Source organism: Streptomyces sp. NPDC001714, assembly GCF_042892755.1.
Lineage (GTDB): Bacteria > Actinomycetota > Actinomycetes > Streptomycetales > Streptomycetaceae > Streptomyces.
On record NZ_JBIAUL010000017.1, the window covers coordinates 56,512 to 76,282 of the forward strand.

25 protein-coding genes are annotated in these 19,771 nt (G+C 71.5%); 2 read left to right on the plus strand and 23 right to left on the minus strand.

Features of this window, described 5'->3' with window-relative positions:
* Position 1 precedes the first annotated feature (1 nt).
* Complete coding sequence (locus ACFY0P_RS36760; protein WP_388923379.1) at positions 2-2,230, minus strand: phage minor capsid protein; 2,229 nt, start codon at positions 2,228-2,230, stop codon at positions 2-4.
* 80 nt (positions 2,231-2,310) lie between these two features.
* Between ACFY0P_RS36760 and ACFY0P_RS36765 the strand changes: the two genes are divergently transcribed.
* Entirely contained in the window at positions 2,311-2,805 is a 495-nt protein-coding gene (locus ACFY0P_RS36765) for a hypothetical protein (RefSeq protein ID WP_388923382.1), read from the plus strand.
* Here the strand turns inward: ACFY0P_RS36765 and ACFY0P_RS36770 are convergent.
* From ACFY0P_RS36770 to ACFY0P_RS36785, 4 genes are all read right to left on the minus strand, one after another.
* The gene (locus ACFY0P_RS36770) at positions 2,798-4,282 is read right to left on the minus strand and encodes a phage capsid protein (protein ID WP_388923385.1); all 1,485 of its coding nucleotides are present in this window, start codon (positions 4,280-4,282) and stop codon (positions 2,798-2,800) included. The two genes, ACFY0P_RS36765 and ACFY0P_RS36770, sit on opposite strands and share 8 nt — an antisense overlap.
* 411 nt (positions 4,283-4,693) lie before the next feature.
* On the minus strand, positions 4,694-5,932 hold the full coding sequence (locus tag ACFY0P_RS36775) for a PBSX family phage terminase large subunit (RefSeq protein WP_388923388.1): 1,239 nt from the start codon (positions 5,930-5,932) through the stop codon (positions 4,694-4,696).
* A gap of 6 nt (positions 5,933-5,938) precedes the next feature.
* Positions 5,939-6,469, minus strand: coding sequence for a helix-turn-helix domain-containing protein (locus ACFY0P_RS36780; RefSeq protein ID WP_388923391.1), 531 nt, complete (start codon positions 6,467-6,469; stop codon positions 5,939-5,941).
* 69 nt (positions 6,470-6,538) lie between these two features.
* On the minus strand, positions 6,539-6,955 hold the full coding sequence (locus ACFY0P_RS36785; RefSeq protein WP_388923394.1) for a hypothetical protein: 417 nt from the start codon (positions 6,953-6,955) through the stop codon (positions 6,539-6,541).
* 366 nt (positions 6,956-7,321) lie between these two features.
* Between ACFY0P_RS36785 and ACFY0P_RS36790 the strand changes: the two genes are divergently transcribed.
* Positions 7,322-7,549 carry a hypothetical protein gene (locus ACFY0P_RS36790; protein ID WP_388923397.1) on the plus strand — a complete coding sequence of 76 codons (228 nt, stop codon included), beginning with the start codon at positions 7,322-7,324 and terminating at the stop codon, positions 7,547-7,549.
* 110 nt (positions 7,550-7,659) lie between these two features.
* On the opposite strand, the gene ACFY0P_RS36795 is transcribed toward ACFY0P_RS36790, so the two are convergent.
* The 18 genes from ACFY0P_RS36795 to ACFY0P_RS36880 all read right to left on the minus strand — a co-directional run bounded on the left by ACFY0P_RS36795 (position 7,660) and on the right by ACFY0P_RS36880 (position 19,680).
* A complete protein-coding gene (locus ACFY0P_RS36795) occupies positions 7,660-8,064 on the minus strand; it encodes a hypothetical protein (RefSeq protein WP_388923400.1) in 405 nt (134 codons plus the stop codon).
* Between the two features lie 79 nt (positions 8,065-8,143).
* Positions 8,144-8,824, minus strand: coding sequence for a hypothetical protein (locus ACFY0P_RS36800; RefSeq protein ID WP_388923403.1), 681 nt, complete (start codon positions 8,822-8,824; stop codon positions 8,144-8,146).
* Between the two features lie 63 nt (positions 8,825-8,887).
* Positions 8,888-10,069, minus strand: a complete 1,182-nt coding sequence (locus tag ACFY0P_RS36805) for a hypothetical protein (RefSeq protein WP_388923406.1) — start codon at positions 10,067-10,069, stop codon at positions 8,888-8,890.
* 202 nt (positions 10,070-10,271) lie between these two features.
* Positions 10,272-11,084 carry a hypothetical protein gene (locus tag ACFY0P_RS36810; protein ID WP_388923409.1) on the minus strand — a complete coding sequence of 271 codons (813 nt, stop codon included), beginning with the start codon at positions 11,082-11,084 and terminating at the stop codon, positions 10,272-10,274.
* On the minus strand, positions 11,081-11,893 hold the full coding sequence (locus tag ACFY0P_RS36815) for a hypothetical protein (protein WP_388923412.1): 813 nt from the start codon (positions 11,891-11,893) through the stop codon (positions 11,081-11,083). Before ACFY0P_RS36815 ends, ACFY0P_RS36810 begins: the two co-directional genes overlap by 4 nt.
* Positions 11,890-12,111, minus strand: coding sequence for a hypothetical protein (locus ACFY0P_RS36820; RefSeq protein ID WP_388923415.1), 222 nt, complete (start codon positions 12,109-12,111; stop codon positions 11,890-11,892). Before ACFY0P_RS36820 ends, ACFY0P_RS36815 begins: the two co-directional genes overlap by 4 nt.
* Entirely contained in the window at positions 12,108-12,638 is a 531-nt protein-coding gene (locus ACFY0P_RS36825; protein ID WP_388923417.1) for a hypothetical protein, read from the minus strand. Before ACFY0P_RS36825 ends, ACFY0P_RS36820 begins: the two co-directional genes overlap by 4 nt.
* A 160-nt stretch (positions 12,639-12,798) precedes the next feature.
* Entirely contained in the window at positions 12,799-13,302 is a 504-nt protein-coding gene (locus ACFY0P_RS36830) for a single-stranded DNA-binding protein (RefSeq protein WP_388923420.1), read from the minus strand.
* Positions 13,302-13,817: an HNH endonuclease signature motif containing protein gene (locus tag ACFY0P_RS36835; protein ID WP_388923423.1), complete on the minus strand. Its 516-nt coding sequence runs from the start codon at positions 13,815-13,817 to the stop codon at positions 13,302-13,304. Before ACFY0P_RS36835 ends, ACFY0P_RS36830 begins: the two co-directional genes overlap by 1 nt.
* A gap of 298 nt (positions 13,818-14,115) precedes the next feature.
* Entirely contained in the window at positions 14,116-14,577 is a 462-nt protein-coding gene (locus tag ACFY0P_RS36840) for a hypothetical protein (protein WP_388923426.1), read from the minus strand.
* The gene (locus ACFY0P_RS36845) at positions 14,574-15,278 is read right to left on the minus strand and encodes a cell surface glycoprotein (protein WP_388923428.1); all 705 of its coding nucleotides are present in this window, start codon (positions 15,276-15,278) and stop codon (positions 14,574-14,576) included. The genes ACFY0P_RS36840 and ACFY0P_RS36845 overlap by 4 nt, the downstream gene beginning before the upstream one ends.
* Positions 15,279-15,282: 4 nt before the next feature.
* Positions 15,283-16,170 (minus strand): hypothetical protein, encoded by an 888-nt coding sequence (locus tag ACFY0P_RS36850; RefSeq protein WP_388923431.1) that lies wholly within the window; start codon positions 16,168-16,170, stop codon positions 15,283-15,285.
* A 74-nt stretch (positions 16,171-16,244) separates the two neighbouring features.
* Positions 16,245-16,409 (minus strand): hypothetical protein, encoded by a 165-nt coding sequence (locus tag ACFY0P_RS36855; protein ID WP_388923434.1) that lies wholly within the window; start codon positions 16,407-16,409, stop codon positions 16,245-16,247.
* Positions 16,406-17,185: a DNA methylase gene (locus tag ACFY0P_RS36860; protein WP_388923437.1), complete on the minus strand. Its 780-nt coding sequence runs from the start codon at positions 17,183-17,185 to the stop codon at positions 16,406-16,408. Before ACFY0P_RS36860 ends, ACFY0P_RS36855 begins: the two co-directional genes overlap by 4 nt.
* Positions 17,182-17,937 (minus strand): hypothetical protein, encoded by a 756-nt coding sequence (locus tag ACFY0P_RS36865; RefSeq protein ID WP_388923440.1) that lies wholly within the window; start codon positions 17,935-17,937, stop codon positions 17,182-17,184. Before ACFY0P_RS36865 ends, ACFY0P_RS36860 begins: the two co-directional genes overlap by 4 nt.
* Positions 17,934-18,998, minus strand: a complete 1,065-nt coding sequence (locus tag ACFY0P_RS36870) for an ERF family protein (RefSeq protein WP_388923443.1) — start codon at positions 18,996-18,998, stop codon at positions 17,934-17,936. Before ACFY0P_RS36870 ends, ACFY0P_RS36865 begins: the two co-directional genes overlap by 4 nt.
* Complete coding sequence (locus ACFY0P_RS36875) at positions 18,995-19,369, minus strand: hypothetical protein (protein WP_388923446.1); 375 nt, start codon at positions 19,367-19,369, stop codon at positions 18,995-18,997. The genes ACFY0P_RS36870 and ACFY0P_RS36875 overlap by 4 nt, the downstream gene beginning before the upstream one ends.
* Positions 19,366-19,680 carry a hypothetical protein gene (locus ACFY0P_RS36880; RefSeq protein ID WP_388923449.1) on the minus strand — a complete coding sequence of 105 codons (315 nt, stop codon included), beginning with the start codon at positions 19,678-19,680 and terminating at the stop codon, positions 19,366-19,368. Before ACFY0P_RS36880 ends, ACFY0P_RS36875 begins: the two co-directional genes overlap by 4 nt.
* Positions 19,681-19,771 lie beyond the last annotated feature (91 nt).

Sequence of the window (19,771 nt, forward strand, 5' to 3'; positions counted from 1 at the left end):
CTCACCTCTTGTTCTGGTGGTCGGACTCGTTCTTGCGGGCGTCGGCGGCCCACCGTTGGGCCTTGCCGGTCGCCTGTTCGATGAACTCGGCTTGCGTGAGTCGGCCGTGTTCGGCCCACCACTCTTTCAGCTCGTCCGACGCGCGTGCATAGGCGATGCGGGCCGGCCCGCTGAACAGGGTGATGGGGTTATGCCCTGCGGCCTGGGCCTTCTTGTTGAGGAGATAGCCGTTCGTGGCGTCCTCGGCCGCGAGCATCTGCTGATACACGTACTCGTCGTACATGGCGCGGGCCTCGGCCCGGGTGACGATGCGCGCGGTTTCCTCGGTCACGCCTCGGGCGGCGTCGGCGGCGATGGCGGTTGCCAACTCGTCAGCCCATGCGGCGTCGTCGGCTAGGGCGCCCCACCCTTCGGGGTCGGGGGCGTTGCCCATGGCGTCGGCGAGGGCGTCGCGGTTGGCGAGCAGATCGGCCACGGCGTCGCCGGTCGCGGCCGGTGCGGGTAGGGGCACGGCGTCGCGGCGATCCATCTCGGCGGCGATCCGTAGTAGCTCGTCATCGTTGGCGTACTGCATGCACCACGCCAACGCGTCGTCCCCCACGGCCGAAAGATCGGCGGCAAGGGTGCCGTTGGGGAAGTACGCGGCGAGCAGGTCGCGGCGGTGTGCCTCGGCGGCGAGGCTGGGCACGTCGTCGGTGCCGTGCGCGAGGGCGTCGCGCACGCGGGCGGCCAACTGGTCGTCCGACAACTGCACAAGGTCGGTGCGGACGTTGGGTAGACGGGCGGCGAGGTCGCGGCGGTCGAACTCGCCGGCGATACGCAGTGCGTCGGACGTGTCGACGTGGCCCAGCAGGCGGCTCAACTCGGTGTCTGACAACCCGGTGAGGTCGTCGGCGAGGCGTCCGCCGGGGGCGGCGCGGTCGAGTAGGTCGGCGAGGTCGCGGCGGTCGGCTTCGGCGGCGATCCGGTCGCGGGCGCGCTGGTCGAGCAGGTCCGACCGTTCCGCGGCGGCGAGCTGGTCGTCAGACATGGCGCGCACGCTGCGCTCATCGCCGGACCACACGCGGGCGGTGTCGACCTGCTCGGGCGTCGCCTCGACGCGCCGCTCGGGGAGGTTCGAGGCGCCCGGTTGCTCGCGGTGCCTGAGCCGGCGTAGGTCGGGGTGGGCGTCGAGGTGGTCGCGCATGGCGCCCTGCCACTGCCTCACCTTGGCGTTCGCCTGGCGCTTGGCCTCGGGGTCGACCGCGGCGGCGGCGCGGTTTTTGTACCGGCGGATGTTCCGCTCGATCGCGCGCTGTCGCTGTCCGGCCTCGTACCCGTCCGGGTCGCTGCTCGGCTCGTCGAGGCGGGTCAGGCCCGGGGCGTAAGCGCTGGTCGAGTGCCGGCAATTGGGGTGCTGGAGTCCTGCGCGGCGGGCCTCGTCGAGGGATCCGGCGACGTGCACACGGACCATGCGCCCGTCGTCGACGGCGTGCTCGACCTCGATCGTGCGTTGCCCGTCCGCCCCGGACAGGGACAACACCTTGCCTTCCCATGTGCGACACAGCGGACATTCCCGCGGGGCGTCGGAGACGATGACCAGATCGATTCCAGCGTCGGTGAGGGTGCGCGCGTGCGCCTCGGTCGCGGCTCGCCCGACGGACGTGCGTACGGCCATCTCGGCGTAAGAGGTGAGTTGCCATCGGCGGCCGGCGCGGTCTGTGAACGATGTGATGCCGCGGTCGGCCCATGCGCGCATGGCGTCCTGCGTGGCGTGCCGGCGGGTGCCGGTACCGAGCAGGGGCGTTGCGGTGACCTCGGCGACAACGGCGCGGTAGCCGTCCTCGACGGTCCGCAGAATGGACGCGTGCCGGTCGGTCAACAGGGTGACGGTCTGCTCGGCGAGGCGGTCGACGGCCTGCGCGTTCGGGGTGACGTCGTCGACCAGCCGGCGCGCGTCGTCGGCCAGGGCGCCCAACTCGGCTACGGCGGCCCGGTGACCGGTGTTGTACGCCTCGGCCACGGCGTCGAACACGTCGAGAGTGACGGCCTTGCCCACCTCGTCTACAACGGCCTGTGAGGCGGTGCGTAGGGCCTGCACAGCGGACAGCTTTCGCTCGGCCCACCCTGGGGCGTCGAGGCCGGCGGCGAGCTGTCGGGCGATGATGCCCAACAGGCGCTCCTCGGCATGCGCGTACAGGTCGCGGGTGCCCGCGGCGAGGTCTTCGACCATGCCCGGGTGAATCGGCATCGACTCACCCCCCGTTCGCCGGAGTTCGCTGGTAAGCCGTTGGCCCAACTGCCATGCTGTGCAGGGGAGAGGATGTCGAAGTGGCCGACAATCACAAAGCGTCCGACGGCGGTTCTACCTTCCGTATCGGAGGGGATACGGCTGGAGTCCTCTTAGGCGGTGGCCAGGTCATGTTCAGCGTTGCTGCTGGCATGGCTGCGGCACCCTTTCTGCAAGCCGTTGCCAGCCACTACGGAAACAAGGCCGCGGCGGCGGTTGATGAGTCAGCTAAAAGACTCATCGATCGCCTCCTACGCCGCGAGCCCACGACTCGTGATTCCACGGAACCTGAGTGGGTTTATGCCAAGACGGATGGGGGCTGGGACCTCCTCATGCCGGTGGATATCTCATCCGAGGGGCTAGGGCAGCTCGTTGCGTTGGGCACCGCGCCGCCCCCGCCGCTTGCCGGAGATCCCACGCCGCGGCTCATGTGGCAGGAAACGAAGTGGGTGGCGAGCGGCGCCGTTCCGAATGAGCGGCGCATCGTCCAACATGTCTGGAACGTCGGTGAGAGTCGTTGGAGCGACGCTATGTAGCGGGGAACGTCCCGACCGGATCCGGGGCGCTGGCGCCGGTCTCGGCGAGGATGAGTGCCACCTCGGCCATCACTGCCGTGTCGTCCCATTCCGGGTGCAACACCTTGACCTTGGTCGCGGTGCTGACGGCGCCGGCGCGGGCGAGCAGGTCGAGGGTCGTCCCAACGGACTGCATCGACTCGGCCACGCCCGATCCGAACTCGACGTTGGGGCGCTGCGGCGTGACCCTGCTGCCGAACATGGCGCGGTCGAGCAAGAGCTGTACGTGCAGTTGCTCGGCGAGGGCGTGCCGCCAGTGTCCGGCCTTCTTGGTCCGGGTGATCATGCTGCGCTGCGTGCGGGCGTCAACCTCGGTGGCGGTTGCCGGTTGCCCGTCGGCGTCGAGGCCGAACGAACTGGGCGAGTAGCCGGCGGCCTGTGCTGCCTGCTTGACCAGACTCTCGGCGGTCGCCCGGTGCTCGTCGACTCGGATCCCGAACTGGGCGAGGGTGATGCCGTTCCCGCCCTCGGTCGGCGGGATCTTCAGGCCGGCCCATACCTCTTGATCGGCGTCGAACGATGCGCCCTGTCCGGGGCCGTTGTCGCGTAGGTACCCGTCCGGGACGATCAGCCGCGCTCGGGCGAGGCGGATGTCTCGCATCCAACTCGTCCATGTCTCGTCGAGGCTGTCGAACAGGTCGTGAATCGGGGCGGCGTAGTCGCTGCGCCCGATGGGCGCGGTGCGGTGCAGCCGGTTGGGCAGCATGTTCGGCACGTAGCTCGCGGTGAGCTGCGGTATGCCGGTGCTGATGGTCTGCCCGTCTCCCTCGCGGTCGAGGCTGTCGACCAGGGCGAGCGTGTCGGGGTGGTCTGCGAGGGACCTGAGCCGGCCGAGGTTGTCGCGGGTGCCCTGGTACAGGGCGTGCCGGACGTAGCCGGGTTCGTGTGCCTCGATGTGCCGCCAGACTTCGCGGTCGCCGCCGGGGCCGGGGAGTTCCCGCCAGAACAGGACCGACCGGAGCATGCCGAACCTGAACTCGGGTATGGCGGCGTCCGGTTGCATGGGCGTGATCATCGGGTAGTCGGCAACGTTGCGGTCCCACGTCGTCCGCAGGTAGACGCCGGACAGGGCGGCGGCCTGCTCGGCGGCGCCGAGGCAGAGGGATTGCAGCCGGCCGCGGTCGGCGAGGTCGTCGAGGCGATCCTGTGTCGCGGTGTCGGCGGCCGTGATCTTCGGCATGTCGGCGAACAGGAGATCGGCGGACGTCGCGGCGATGTCGCCGGCGAGGGGGACGTGTAGGCGGTGGTCCGGCCGGGTGTCGTCGTGACGCCGGCGCCCCCACAGTCGCCATTTCCGCTCGCGGGTGGCGTGGTGACGGTAGAGGCGGGACAGGCGGTGTCGGTCGCCGGAGTACCACGCATCGTCTACGGCCATTTCGCGGTAGTGGCGGGCCCACTGCGGCGGCGGCCACGGGGTGTTGTCCGCGGGGAGCGGCATCGGTGATCACCTCGTTGATGTTCGTTTCTGGCTGGCCGGCCTGCTGGTTTCAAGGCACCCGCTCAACTGAGCGCCCGATTACAGAGAGTTAGGAAACCAACCACGCGTTGGATTCGTATAAGTGCATGGAGAGACCAACGCGGGCGACAGGAACGCCTCGTAGTCATGGTTTCTGTCGATACGAAAGGGACGGTCCATGTCGGAGCCGCAACCGGCGCCGGTGTGCAATCACCGTGTGTATGAGGTTGTGATCATGGCTCAGTTGAGCCTGATTGCCGGAGTCGTAGTCGCTGTTGCCGTAGGGATGTTGGGAGCGTCGCGACTGGCCGCTGTGATGGCCGGAGGTGCGGCTTTCCCCACCCTATTCGGCATCTTTCTGACCGGCGTGGCGTATGCCAGGAAGCGTGACGCCTAGGCGGCGAGAGTGAGCAGGTGGCGCCACTCGTGGGCGGTGGAGTGGACGGCGTAGCGCAGTGCGTCGGCGCTGTGGTCGTCCGCCTTGATCGGGGCGTCGTCGCCGCGCTCGGTGGCCTTGGGGTCCCATGAGTAACCGGGCAACTCGGTGAGCAGGCCGGTACAGGATTCGTGCACCAGTAGCCGGCCGGCGGCGAGCAGGGCGGCCACGGACCGGATTCCTTCCACCACGTCGTTCCGTGCGCGGGCGAGGCCGGGGTGCCCGTCCTGCCACATCTGCGTAGAGAACGATGCGGCGCTCGGGTCGATGAACGTCCACTCGGGTATCACGGCGAGGTCGGCGAGCCACGATCGGACGGCGGCGCTGTACTGCGCATCGGTCATGCTGCGGTGCGCGGCGCGGGAGTCGTGGCGCCACTCGTTCGTCACGTACAGCCGGCCGTCGACTCCCTCGCCAAGCAGGACGGCGGCGAACGGGTTGGTGGTGCCGTAGTCGATGCCGCACCAGAAACGGCGCATCGGGGGCAACACGTCGACGACGTGCCGGGACTCGTCCCACATGTCATAGACGGCGCCCTCGGCGACCACCCACGCCCCATCGATCATGCGGCGGCGCCACAATCCGACGTACTCGGCGGAGAGGTCGGCGACGTACTCGGGCGACAACGACGGGTTGTCGGCGAGCTTGAAGTGCCACGCACGCAAGTTCAGTTCGGCGCCGCGGTCGATGTATCCCGTCTTGAGCCAGTGCCGCGGCGAGTCGGGGTTCGTCGTGGCGAACAGGCGCGCGCCGGGCACGGACAGGCGGGCGAGTAGCTGAGTCCAAAACCCCTCGGGCAACAGGGTCGCCTCGTCGACGTACGCGAGTTGCGCCGTGAGGCCGCGTAGCCGGCCCTCGGCGCGCGCGTCGGCGGCGCCGATCAGGTGGACGGTCCGGCCGAGGACGGTCGCCGTGGTGGCGCCCCTGGTGTGCACGACGTGCCGGGCGAGGGGACCGAATAGGGCGCGGTCCTGTAGGGGCTCCAACACGTTGCGCTCGATCGTCTGGAGGCTGCGCCCACAGACGATGATCAGCCCGGACGGGCCGGCCGTGGCGACGGCGATCACGAACGCCAGTAGCGAGGCGATCGTCTTGCCCGACCGGACCGACCCGTGCCACAGGTTGATACGGGCGGTCGCTTGTCCGATGGACGTGAGCTGTTTGCGAGACAGGGGCAGGCGGTCGAGGTCGAGCAACAGCGCTCACCCCCCGCCGGCGTCCTCCGTGGCGTCCGGGTCGCCGGCGGCCTGCGTCAGTGCCTCGCCGAGAGCACCCAACATGCTGCGCACCTGCTCGGCGCCCTCGCCGCCCTCGACGGGGGCGAGGCGTAGGGACTGCTGTACGGCGGTCGCGGTGGCGCTGATGATCTGCCGTTGGTCGGCAAACCGCGGTTGGTCGAGGTGGACCTGTTGCCACTTGCCGTCCTTGCCGGCGAACTCGCCGTAGATCGTCGGTTGCCAGAGCTGGGCGCGTAGCCGCTCGGCGTCCTCGTGCAGGGCGAGGGCGAGGGCGCTGCGCCGGTCGGCGAGATCGGCCTTACGGACGGCGGTCGCCGCGGCGACCTCGGCGGCGCGGTCGAAGGTAAGCGGCGGCTCGAACGATCCGGCAATCTTCGAAACGGTCGAAGGGCTGCGCTTGATGGCGCGGGCGATGTCGTTGCGGGACTTGCCCGCGGCGTGCAGCTCGCGCACCCGGCGGCGGTCGTTGTCGTCGATGGGGCGGCCCGCGGCCATGGGCGGTCACCTCCCGGACATGCGAAACGCCCCACCGTCGCGGACGGTGGGGAGTCGAGGGCGGGGCCGCTACGCGGTCTTGCAGAACGTCGCCAACGCGGCGTTGATCTGCTTTGCCTCGGCGTCGCTCACCTCGTGCGAGCTGGTGCCGAATCGCTGTTGCGCGGACCAATCGACCTTGGCTGACTTGCCGTTGATGGCAGAGCACTGGTTGCGGCTGTTGTCGATTGCGTCGTCTTCGTCCACAACCAGGGCGGGACTGACCTTGCGCAGTGCGGCGAGTAGGTCGGTGCGCGCCTGCCCGGTCGGCTTCGCCGGAATGCCGGCGTTGTGCAGAGCGGCGGCGGCGTCGCTGGCGCTCACGGACTCGGGCGCGGCCGTCGACGTCGACTTCTTCGCCGAGGCGTCGTCGCTGCTGCTGCATGAGGTGAGCGCTGCGACGGTGGCGACGGCGGCGAGGGTTAAGGCGGTGGCGCGATGCTTCACGGGTTGTCCCCCCACGGGTTGGTAAGCGTTACGTAAGAGGGACGTGCGACGCGTGGGGATGGTTGCAGGGCACATGCGAATGCCCCGCTGCTGGGGGAGCGGCAGGGCATTCGATGTAGGGCGTCCGTGTGCGGGCACGCCGAAGACGCGGCCAACAATAGGTCACGGAAAGGTCACGACGCAAGTGATCAGTTCGATGACTGGGAATGCCCTTCGCAGTGTTGTCCGGCGGGATGCTGGGCTGCGCTTTCGTTTCCGGCGGCAGGTACAGGCTGTGCACTTGGGGGGCGCCTGCCGGGAGACGCGAGGACTCGGGCACAGCCGGGCTCTCGGTTCGTCCACCAACGAAATGGTGGCCGATCCGGGATGCCCGCGCGTACCGGTACCGGCCACTCGACCGAGAGGCCGGTACCGATGGAAACGGTGGGATGGATCGCGGCAGCCGTCGCCACGATCGGCGGGGCTTCCGTGATCGTGGGGCATGCCCTTGATCAGGCATCAGTTCTGTCGAGCAAGGCGGTGCGGGCACTCAGGGCTGCGGCAAAGCTGCGCGATGAGTGGCGCAATTTCCGTCATCACACCAAGGCGCGGTAGCGGCAGCGCGCGTGAGCGGGCCCGCGACCGGTCGGCGCCGCTGCTGACGGCGGCGCCCCGCCTGCCGACGATTCGGCGGACGGGGCGCGTTGCTGCTGCTGATGCGTCGGCTACGGGCGGACGGGCGGTCGGCTGGTCTGCTGACGCTGCGGCGGCCGTGTCGGCTGCTGATGCCGACGGACGTCATCCGTGCTGGTCTGTCTGCTGCTGGGCGTCCACATAGGCCCGGTGTGGTCGACCTGCGGGAGGCTGGACGGGCCGACGAACGGCGGCTTCTCCATGAACCGGTATGACCCGAGCGTCGGCGCGGTGCCGACGGGAACGATCTGGTGGTGCCACGCGGTCCGGTAGAGGTTGGCCACGATGCCGACGGCCGTCCGCATGGCGGTCGTCAGATCGTCGCCGGTCTCCATGAGGACGGCGAGGTCTCGGGCGAACTGTTCGTCGAGGCGGACGGTCGGCCGGGTGCCGGCGATCGGGCGGGCGCGGCGCTGGGTACGCTGCGGTGTAGCCATCTTGGGTCGCTCCTTGGTGGTCAGGGCCCGTCCATACGGTTTGTGAGGAACCGGGCGGGCCCGCTGCATGTGCGGGCCTCTATCGCTTGGGGCGCAGTTCGCGGTACACGGCGTCGGTGTCGTCGCCTGCGCTGCCCTTCCAGATGTGAATGCGGGCCTGGTTTCGCGGGCTGGTCTCGGCGAGCAAGCGCTCGGCGAGGCGATAGAGGTTGGCTGGCGTCACGTCGGCTTCGCCGGTCTTGCTGGTCCGGCCATCAGTGCCATGGACATCGATACGCCATGTGTACCGCGTGGGCGGCGCGGCGCGGTGCTCCTTCTCCTGCCGGATGAACTGGGCGACGCGGGACGCGGTATAGCCGGTTCGCTTGGCGATGTCGTCAGGGCTCATGCCCTCTTCACGGGCGGTGTGGGCCATCCGCGGCATGGCGTCGGCGAGGGCGGCGGCCACGTTCCGGATGATGTGGACGTCGTAGAGGGTGAAGTTGTCGGCAACCTCGTCGAGTAGGCGGGCGCGCTTGTACTCGTCCTGGGCGCGGTCGTGGCTCTTGGCGATCCATCCCAAGTAGCTTCTGCTGAGCGGATCGATTCGCTCACTCTCGGCGGCCTCAGCCTGTTCAGCGCTGTAGTCGTCGATCAGGTCAACGATGGTTTGTAGGAAGGTGTTCTGTGCGGCGGTTCGCAAGATGCCGCCCCGCGGTGCCTCCTCCATGGTTGCGAGCAGGTACTCGCGGAACTCCATGAGACTTGGGCGGTTGCTCATCTGGGGTGCTCCTGTCGGTGCTGTGCGGGGCCCGCCCTCGGGCGAGGGTGGGCCGGTCGGGGGCTATTGGGCGGCGCGGCCGTCGAACAGGGCGCCCTGTTCCGTTGCCCGGTCGACGTCGAACAGGGCGTCGGCGGCCTGGCGCTCGCCGATCCATGCGCCCTGCCATGTGCCCTCGGTGGCCTCGGCGGCGAGGGCCTGGTCGTCGTCGAGCTGGGCGCGGGCGTTGATGCGGGCGGCGTAGGCCGTCAGTAGGTCCCCCTCGGCCTTGCGGTCGAGGCAGGTAAGCCACCCGCCGCGGGCCTCCGCCTCGCGGCGGGCGGCTGCGCGGTGCTGTGTGATGCCGGCGGCCTGCTCCAACGCCTCGAAACGGCGGCCGTGCGACTCGCGTGCGAGCTTGCTGGCGCCGGTGATGCAACGGGCGCCCGCGGCGACGCGGCACGTCGGGCACACGACGGTGAGGACGAGGGCTTCGACGGAGAGGGGTTCGGCGGTGGCCTGGTCGTCGTCCTCGACGGGGTTCCCCTGCTCGTCGACGGGCCACGCGTGGCGGAACATCGTGGCGGCGGCGCGCACCTCGTCGAGGGTGCCGGCGGCGCGGGTAGAGGTGGTGCGGCAGAGTCCACGCTCGCAGACGTCGCGGGGGGCCTCGCACACGCGGAGCTGGTACCGGCCGGGGCGCGGTGCGTCGAGCAGGCCGGCGGTGCCTTGCTCAAATGCGTTCGTTGCGACGGGGGCGGCCTGTACGGCGGGGGCCTCGGCCTGGTCGGCGGTGAGGACTGTGGCGACGGTGCGGCCGAGGTCGGTCGCGCGGTAGTGCATCACCTTGAAGATGCGGCCCTCGAAACCGACGAACGTCTCGCCGGTGTCGTACTTCTCGGCGAGGCCGCGACGGATGAGCGCTTGCAAGCTCGGGTCGGTGACGCCCTTGGGGAGGTTGGCGAGACCGGTGTCGCGGAAGCTGACGGCGGCCACGACGGCGGGCAGAACCTCGCGCATCTTCGGGGTGAGGGACTGGGCGAGGGCCTGCTCGGCGGCGCCCTCGCGGTGGCTGTCGGCGACGGCCTCGGCCTCGGCGCGGTCGCGGGCCTCGGTCTTTGCGCACGCCTTGCAGATGGCGAGGAACTGCTCGGCCGGGGTGGGGGTGTGGTCGAGGTCGCGCCCGCAGTGCGAACGGTCGGTGCCGGGCTTGCGGTAGTGGCCGGTCGTGCGCTGGGTGGCGCGGCGTGCGGCGAAGGTGTTCACAGTGTCGCTCCTGTGCTGGTGGGTGGTGCGCCGGGTGAGGTCCGGCGTTCCTGCCGGGGTGAGGACCCGTCAGGAATCCTTACAGTAGCGGTTACAGCAATGATTGCAGCAATGGTTACAGGTGGCGTTACTGAGCCGTGATGTGGGCGGCTGCGGTGGCGCCCTCGGGTGGCGCTCCCGGGGGCGTGCGCTCTGGTGCGCCCTACGCGGGCACGGTGCGCCGGGCGTCAAGGGCCGTCCACAGATCGACCAGGGCGGGCCCCCGCCATGCGCGGCGCCCTCGCTCGGCCTCGACCGGGGCCGGGCACGTCGGGCCGGTCGAGCAGGTTGCCACGGCGGCGCGCGGGTCGCCTCCGCCGTTGTGCACGGTGATGCGGCCGGCCTGGCAGAACGGGCACGCGTCGTCGAGTGTGATCGTCCGGACGTTGCGGCCGAGGGCGCCCTCGACGCGGCGGCGTGCGGTGCGGGCGACGTCGGCGATCTGGTCGACCAGGGCCGCGGGGGTGAGGGCGAACAGGGCGCGGTCGGCCGGGTCGTCGTCGAGGGCTCGCCCCTCCAGCCATACGGCGGCCCAGTGAAGGCCGTACGCGCGTGAGCCGGCCGAGGCGACGCTCGCGGGGCCCGCGTCGCGGTGGGTGGGCACGTGCCAGAGACGCGGGTCGCTCGCGTCGTGGGTGGGGAGTTGCACGCGGTCGGTCACGGCGTCGCACATGTCGAACACCTCGCGCTCGACGTCGAGGGCGGCGTCGAGGGCCCGCAGGTTGGCCGGTGCCGGATGCTCGCGGACGGTGAGCGGCAGACGGCCGACGGCGGCATTGGCGAGGGCCTGGTCGTCGTCGGCGCGGTCGTCGTCGGCGCGGTCGTCGGCGGCGAGCTGGTCGAGGAATCCGCGGCGCTCGTAGGGCATCCATTCAGCAGGGCGGGGCGGCTCGGCTATGGCGGCGAGCAGGTCGCCCCACTGCTCGCGGACGGCGGCGAGGTCGTCGGCGGCGCGCTGGCCGGGGGTGGTCGTCATGCGTGCTGCTCCTGGTGCTCGTTGTCGATGGCGAGGGCCTGCTCGATACGGTCGGCGTAGATGGCGGCGGCGCCCTGGGGCGAGCCGGCGCGCATCCGTGCGGTGAGGGCGCGCACGCGCTCGACGGCCTGTGCGAGGGGCAACTCGGCTGCCATGGCGGTGCGGTCTGCGCGGCGGTCGCGGCGGGCGGCGAACCATGCGGTTCGGTACCGGATGGCGCGGGCCTGCGTGGCGGTGAGCGCGGTGCCGAGGGCGTCGAGCTGGTGCACGGCGGCGCGGCGGACGGTGGCCAACTCGATTGCGTGGGAGCGGGTTTGCTCGGCGAGGCGGGCCTCGGTGCTGTCGGCGGCCGTGGCGAACGCGGTGTGTACGGCGACCTGCTCGGGCGACAGGCCGTCGTGTTCGGCGACGGCGGCGAGGGCGGCGCCGAGGGTGGCGGCGGCGCGCACGCGGGCGAGGGTGGCCTCGGCCTGCTGGGCGCGGGCCTGCCACTGGGACCACTGTTCCGTGACGGCCCGGTACGCGGTGAGCTGTTCCTCGGCGTCGACGGCCCGCTGTTCCAACTCCCGTATGGCGGCGTCGGCTGCGCCCCGGTGGCGTGCGAGTGCCTGCGTGGTGCCGGCCATGGCGCGGCGGTTCTCGTCGGCGAGGCGTACCTCTTCGGCGACGTGCTCGCGCAACAGGGCGGCCTCGGCGGTGGACAGGGCGCCGCGGTCGGCGCGACCGAGCAGGACGTCGAGGACGGCCCGCCGGTCGGTGCGGTCGCGGTTGCGACCCTTGGGCGCTCGGTGCGCCGATCGGGGGCTCAAGGCTGCTGCTCCTGGTGGTGCTTGCGGTCGTGGTGGCGGGCGAGGCGCAACAGGTCGCGGTCGTCCTGGGCGCGGCGACGGTCGCGACGGTCGGCACGGTGTCGGCCACCGAGGGGACCGGGGTCGCGGCGGCCGGCCCACCATCCGAAGGGAGCGCCGGCAACGATCACGGTTGCCGTGGCGACCAGCACATCGGCGGCGAGGCTCTGCGTAGTCACTGCTGCGCCTCGGCCGGGTCGAGGCTGGTGGCGTGCGCGTCGAGGGCCTTGCGGATGCTGTCCATGCCAGTAAGCAGGGCGCGGGTGCCGCGGTTCACGCCCCATCGCTCGCGGGTCTCCTCGTGCCGGGCGCGGGCGAGGCGGGCGCACTCGCGGGTGTGGGCGGCGAGCAGAGTGCGGGCGGTGGCGTACGCGGCATCGGCGGTGCGCGACTGGGGGTCGAGCAGGGCAGCGGCAAGGGCATGCAGCGCGGGCGAGCTGCTGCTCGCGTTGAAGGCGAGGGACTGCTGTGTCTCCTCGATGGCGCGGCGGCCGTTCGGCCCGACGGTGGCGATGGCGCGGGTGAAGGCTTCGGCGGCGCCGGCCGAGGTGGCGAGCAGGGCGGCCGAGGACGACAGGGGGTGATCGGGGCACGGGGCGCCGGTGGCGAGGGCGCGACCACAACGGCCGTGCTGCGCCATGACGTCGACGGCGGGACGGTGCTGGGCGAGGTCGACAACCTCGGCGGGGGTGTGCTGCTCGGGCACGGGGCGACTCCTGAAACGGTGCGGACTTCGCGGTGTTGGCGGTGAACCACTGTGCGTGTCGTGTTCGGGGTGGCGGTGAACACGGACGCGATGCACACGAACGGGCGGCTTCCCGCGCGCGGGGCGGCTGGCGACCGGTCGCGGGCGCGCGCGGGATCGGTCAGAACGCCGGCTCGTCGCCGTAGCGGCCGGCAGGGGTGTTGGTCTGCCACGGGTCGCCCTGGGCTTGCTGGCCGTAGCCGTATCCGCCCTGCTGGGCCTGCTGCTGGCCGTAGCCGTTCGAGGGAGTGCTCTGGCGGCCGTTGGCCTTGGTGACGGCGGCGGTGGCGTTGCGGAGACTGGGCCCGACTTCCTCGACGTCGAGTTCGTACACGGTGCGCTTGATGCCCTCGCGGTCCTCGTAAGAGCGCTGCTTGAGTCGGCCCTGAACGATGACGCGGGTTCCGCGGGCGAGGGATGCGGCGACGTTCTCGGCGGCCTGTCGCCACACGGAGCACGTCAGAAACAGGCTCTCGTCGTCCTTCCATTCGTTGGTCTGGCGGTCGAACGTGCGGGGCGTCGAGGCCACGCGGAACTTCGCCACGGCGTGGCCGGACGGGGTGAACTTCAGTTCGGGGTCGTCGACCAGATTGCCGATGACGGTGATGGTGGTCTCTCCAGCCATTACGCGGCGGTCCTCTCACAGATGCGGTGGGTGGGCAAGGGGATGACGGCGGCGCCCTGCTCGGCGCGGCGGGCGCGGGCACGGGCGTTCTTGCACGCGCGGCACTTCCGGGTCCCGTTGGCTGCGCGGATGGTGTTCGCGTCGTCGTACGGGTGATCGGCCGGGCAGTGCGTGACGGCGGCGCGGGCGGCGACGTGGTTCGAGCTGCGCAAGACGTTTTCGCGGTGGGTCACTGGTTCGAGGTGGGCGCGGTTCACGCATGCGCGGCGACGGCATCGGTGGTCGACGTCGAGGCCGGCGGGGACGGGCGCCCCGTCGGCGAGGGCGACGGCGGCGCGGTGCGCCTTGACGGTCCGGCCGTCGAGCCAGAAGTGCCCGTAACCGTCCTCGTTGATCGCCCCGTCCCACAGTCGGCACGGGCCGGGGCAGTCTCGGCGGAGCGACCAGGGGCCGGGCTTCGTCTTGGCGCTGAAGCGTTCGGCCGGGGCTGGCACGGTCCGGGCTATGGGCGCCATGGTGTACCTCCGCCGAGTAGATGCATGGGCCGTGAGCGGTAGATACCGCCCACGGCTGGACGATAGCAGGTGTGGCGATGCGCAGGAATCCGAGAATTCCCCGGGGTGACCTGCTACAGGGGGCGGTGCGCGGCTGTCTCCGGCCCGTTCGCGACTGGGGCCGAGACGATCACCCACCCGTCGGCTTCAAGAGCGCGAATGATGCGCCACGCTGTGATACCGGGCCGGTTCAGTAACTCGCGCACGGTGGCGTCTTCAAGTGCGGCGCGGACAACGGCGGTTGCGGCGTGGGGCGTGGTCACGGGCGCGCTCCTGCGGTGTGGCGGGCGGTGACGCGGCCGGTAGCGTCGCGGGGGACGGGCGGGCACATCATCAGCCGTTCGAGGGCGGCCGTTTCGCGGTCTCGCTCCTCGGCGTCGGCGAGGCGGCGCTCGGCCTCCTCGGCGCGCTGGCGGGCCTCCTCGACGGCGGCCCGCTGCGCCCTGCGGTGCTCGGCGACCAGGGCGGGGCCGTCGAACTCGTCGAGGGTCTTCCATGTGTCCCAACCGGCGTGTTCCTGAACGATCACGTACGCCCCATCGGCGGCCCATGTGCGGGCGATGCGGTACGCCTTGCGCTTGTCGGGCGTCTTGGTGGCGGCCGGACGGTCGGGCCGGTCGTTCCAACTCCCCTCCACACGGAATGAGTTGACGTTGTGCGTGCGGTCGCTTGGCCGGGCCTTGCGGCGGTGCTGGCGGGCCTGCTTCGGGGTCGGACTCATCGGGCGGTCTCCTGGGCGTTGTGGCGGACGGTGGCGAGGTCGAGGCGGGAAGGGTGAGGAGTGGCGCGCGGTGCGCGGCGGGCGTTGCGGCACGGGTCGCCGGCGTCGGCGAGGCAGTGCTCGTAGGGGCACGGCACGTCGAGGGCGTCGGGCCGGTTCTCGGCGGCGGCCCGCTCGCGCGCTGCTCGGCGGGGCCGGTGCTCGGCGAGGGCTTCGGCGACGCTGCGCGGCATGTACTCGCCGAGGGCGGCGCGGCGGGCCTCGGCCTTGGCGCGCTCGCCGGGCGTGAGTGCGACGGCGGCGCCGTACGTCAGTTCGCGGTACGACGTGGCGGTGACGGCTCCCGTGGCGACGGCCTGTCGGCCCGCGTACAGCGCTTGCACGTACGCAACCGAGTTGTCCGGGTCGACGGCCGGCACGGGGTCGTGATGGCGGCCGATCACGTCGGCTTTGAAGGTGTGCCACGGCCGGGACACGTCCGACGGGCGGATCGGGTACGGGCTGGTGGCGATGTGGTGGCGAACAACCTGGGACGCGTCCCAGTGACGGCCCTCGGGGTGCGGGGCGGTCGGGGCGACGTCTGACAGCAAGTCGACCCACTGATCGAGCCGTTCGCCGGCGGCCTCGCGGGTCTTGGGCGCCCGGTCGGGGTCGAGGCGGTCGGCGTAGGCGAGCAGGGCGGCGACCTGGCGGCGATCCATCGGGTTACTTCTCCTCGGCGAGCAGGTCGGCGTACCAGCCGGCGGCCTGAGCGGCGCGGCCGGTGCCGGTGGTGCGGGGGCGGTTCAGCGGGATCACGTCGGCTCCGGGGCCCGCGGCCGGTGCGGCGGGTGCGGTGCCGGCAGCGGGGGCGGGCGGGAGTCCGGACCATGCCCGCAGGAAGTAGCGGGCGTGGGAGACGTCGCGGCGGCCGGCGGCGCGGACGGCGGCCGAGGCGAGCATGTCGGCGCCGGACCGCTTCAGCAGGGCGTCGAGGGTGAACCACTCGGCGGGGTTCAGGTCCCATCGGACGATGACGCCGGCGGCGGTGATCGCGTCGACCAGGGGGCGGGCGAACTCCGGGATGGGGGCCACGCGCGCGGGCCCGCGCTCCCTCACTCCTTCACTCACTCCCTCTATGGGTGAGTGATGGGGTACGGATTCCGGACCACTAGCGGTCTGGAACTCCGACCAGAAACCGTCTGGGGCCGCTTCCCCTTGCGGACCGGATTCCGGACCGCTATCCGGCGCGGTTGCGGTCGGGGCCTCGGACCGCAAACGCGTTGTGGTCTGAGATTCCGACCGCGGGGGTTGTGGTCCGGATTCCCGACCACTACGGCGGCTGTAGTTGACGGCGGCCGGGATGCGGTACAGCGCCGCGCGACTGCCCGCGGCCGGCTCTACGGTCTCCAACTCGCCCGACTCGATCGCCGAGGCGACGGCGGCGAGGGTGGTGCCCTTGGTGGCGTTCAGGCGGCGTACCAGGGCCGCGGTGCCGATACGCGCGGTCGCCTCGGGCCCGGTGATGGCGTCGGCGACCGCGAGCATGACCATGCGCGGGTTGCCGCGGGTGCGCGAGTGCTGCCACACCCAATCCATGGCGTCGAGGGTCACGGCGGGGGGTGCTCCTGTCGGGGTGGGGCGGCCGGCGGCGAGGGGCGCGGGGCTCGTCCTCGCCACCGGGCCGGTCATTGGGAAGGGGTGAAGTACGGCCGGGTGCGCGTGGGCTGGTGCTCGTCGCACCGGTAGCCGCACGCGTAGAAGCGGACGGGGCGGGCGCCGCATCGGGGGTTGCCGTGGTCGCACGCGGGCGGCGGCTTGTCCTCGCGCCGTGCGCGCTCGGCGGCGTTCACGCGGCCACTCCGTACCGCTCGGCGAGGATCTGCTCGGCGGCTTGCTCGCCGAGGAACTGCGTGTACGCGGGCGGGATGGCCTCGGTGAGTTCGTGGCGGATGTCGGTCCACGTGATGCCCATGGCGGCCTGCATCTCGGCGACGGTGGCCTTACCGCCCCCGTTGCCGTACGCGGCGACATACTCGCCTTCGTAGTGTTTGCCGTGCCGCCACCCCCGCACGCGCCCGCGGTGGGGCGTGTGCGGCAGTGCGAGGGGGAACCAACCGTGCGCCTCGAACTTGCGGTGCCGCAGGATCGGAAGGCCGAACATGGTCCCGCACAGCACCACATCCGGGCGCGCATCCGGGTTCTCGATCACGCACGGCCGGCCGGTGGAGAGCATCGCCTCGCGGCCGGGGCCGATCAGGTTGGGGTACGTCTCGCGTAAGTGTGCGTTCGTGCCCTTGGTGATCGCGGCGCCGTACTGGCACGGCCAACTCGCGTGCACCATGTCGTACTCGTGGCCGTGGGCCCGGATGTACTCGATGGCGTCGCCGAGGATGAACGGGAAGGGGTAGTTCGGCTGGTTCTCCTTGTCGATGCCGATGACGTCCCAACCGGCGAGGTACCAACCCATTCCGGCGCCGCCGGCACAGCAACAGGCGTCGAGGACGGTGAGGCCGTTCCACGGGCGGGCGGGGAGCGGGAATCCGGTTCGACTGGACGCCTGGGAGTGGTCCAACTGGCCGGGCACGTGGACGGTACCCGGCTGGTCGAGGACGGCGGCGCCGCTCACTCCTCGGGCTCCGTGGCCGAGGCAGGGGTAGCGGGGGCGAGGGCGGGCAGATGGGCGGCGAGGGCGCCGGCGCGCCACGCGGCGGCGACCAACTCGCGACCGGTGGCCGGCTGCGCTTTGCTGCCGCGGGTGTAGGTGATGCGGTGCGAGGCGGCGCGGGACGGTCGTATCTCGACGCCGGGCACGTCGTGCACCACTCCCGACGACTCGTCGACGTAGCGGGCGGCGCCGGCCGCGGTCGCCTCGGCGAGCACCTTCCCGGAGAAACCGGGGCGCACGCTGGTCACCACCTGGGCGGGGATGACCTCGACGACGTGCTCAGTGGGGAAGTGGTCGCGCACCCATACCCGGAACGCTTCCTCGTCGACCACCTGCGCGGCCCGCTCGCCACCCTGTCGCGAGACGCTGCCCACCTTCATCCCATTGGGCAAGGTGGCGTCCGTCTTGGTGGTACCGCTCGCCTTGTACTGCCGTTCGAGCAGGTCATCGGCGGCGCACTTGGCGTCCTTGTACGCGTCCTTGACCTGGTCGAGCAGGGCGCCGAGGACGGCCTGACGGGTGACGGCATCCCGCACGGCCGTCGGGTCCGGCGCGGTCGACTCCTCGCCGGCCTCGGCCTCCTCGGCGGCCGGCTCCGCAGGCTCCTCGCCACGCGCGGCCCGCTCCTCGACGTCGAGCCGATTGAGGCCGATGCGGTCGGTGACGGCGTCGAGGTGATGCTGTTCTATCTCCGTGAGGGGCTGCTCGGTCACTGGCCACCCCCGGCGGCGGCTTCGATCTGCTTGCGGAACGCGTCGAGGGTGACGGCCGGGGCCTCGGCGATCGTCTTGCCGAACGCGCGCTCAAAGTCGGCGTCGAGAGTGGGCAGATTGGCGCGACTGGCGGCGAGCCTGAGCCGGTTCTCGGCCTCGGCGCGGGCCCGCTCGACGTTCGCCAGTACGGCGGACTCCTGCTCGGCCGGCGTCTCGCGCTGCTCGCCCTGCTCCGGGTCGCGGTGGCGGTGCGGGTTGTTCGTGACGGCCTGTTCGCGTTGGCGGGCCACGGCGTCGAGGCGGTCGAGGTAGTCGGCAGGGGCGCCAGCCTTGACGGCGGCGGCCCGGATCGCGTCGAACGCTTCACGGCTGGGCGCCTGCATCGCCTCGGCGAGGTAGTCGCGGCGCGAGGGCTGCGGCGCCTGCTCCCACGGTCCGGGCTCGGCCCGGTGGGAGCGGCGCGGCTGCTGCCCGCGCGGGGCGCGCTGCTGTCGCTGCTGGGTGCGCTGCTGCCGTTCGGCGCGGTGCTCGGCGGGCGGCTCGACGGGGTGATCCCGGTCGCCATCGTCGATGCTGCGGCCGTCCACGGGGATCATGAACAGGGTGAACAAGAGGTACTTGAGGGCGGCGGACTGAGCCTTGTTGGTGGCCTTGTCGGCGAAGTCGCTTGCCTCGCCCGGTACTTCGGCAGTGAGGCAGTCACCCGCGGGCCCGTAGACGTGGTACCGCATGGTGATGTTGACGTGCGTCATCTTCTCGCCGCGGCGCTCGGCGCGGTGGGCGGCGATGCTCGGCAGGATGAACAGACCGTGGGCCCGCATCGGTCCGGCCATGGCGGACATCGCGTCATCGACTCCGCGGAACTTGTAGCGCTGCTGTTGGTTCTCCTTGTCCTTGGCGACGGGCATCACGTCGCGCATCACGGCGGCGATGGCGGCAAAGACGCGCGGCGCGTCGTCCGGGGCGCCGGCGGGGGCCGGCTGGTAGATCGAGGCCGGGACCGGTGCTGCGGGCATCGGCGCGGCCGGGGCGGCGGGCAGGGGCAGAGCGGTGACGGTCACGGGCGCGGGCTCCGGGTCGTGCGGTGGCGGATGTGGGCGGCGAGCTTGGTGAGGCGGGTGCCGAGGGTGATTGCGTCGTCGGGCGTGAGCACGTCGTCGAGGCGATCGGCACTGGGGCACTCGTCGAGCAGGGCCTCGCGGGTGCCGTCGGCCTCGGCGGCGCGCATGGCGCGCACGTGGTCGGGCACGTCATCGGAGACCTCAGCGAAGTCGAGGCGCAGCACGCGCGCGGCGTGCGCGGCGAGCAGGGCGCCCACGGTGTCCGGGTCGGCGGCGTAGGACAGGGCGAGGTCGTCGAGCAGGGCGGCGGCGCGGCTGCCGACGGGCAGGCGAACGGCCTGCCCGTCGACGGTGAGCTGAGGGGCAATCACGCGGCTGGCTCCGAGTCGGTCACGGTGCCGGTGGCCACGTCGTACGTACGCGCTCCGGTCCAATCGACCTCGGGCAGCAACCGGCGCAGCAGGCCGTACGCGGCGCGGTGCTGCTCGGCGTCGGCGCCCACGGGCCGGCCGTCGGCGCTGGAGAGGACAACCCACTTGGCGCGGCCGTCCTCTCCGGCGTGCGTCTGCACGGCGGCGGTACCGGGGGCGATCTGTTCGAGCTGACGCGCGATGACGCTGCGGCGGGTGAGCTGCCGGCGGGCGCGGTGGGCCCCCTGTAGGCCAGATATGGCGCGAGGCATGCGGGTACTCTGCGGGGTGTTCACGATGGTGCCCTTTCTGGTGCTGTCGGGCGGGCCGTCCGGGCGCAATCCGGGCGGCCCGCCGTGCTTT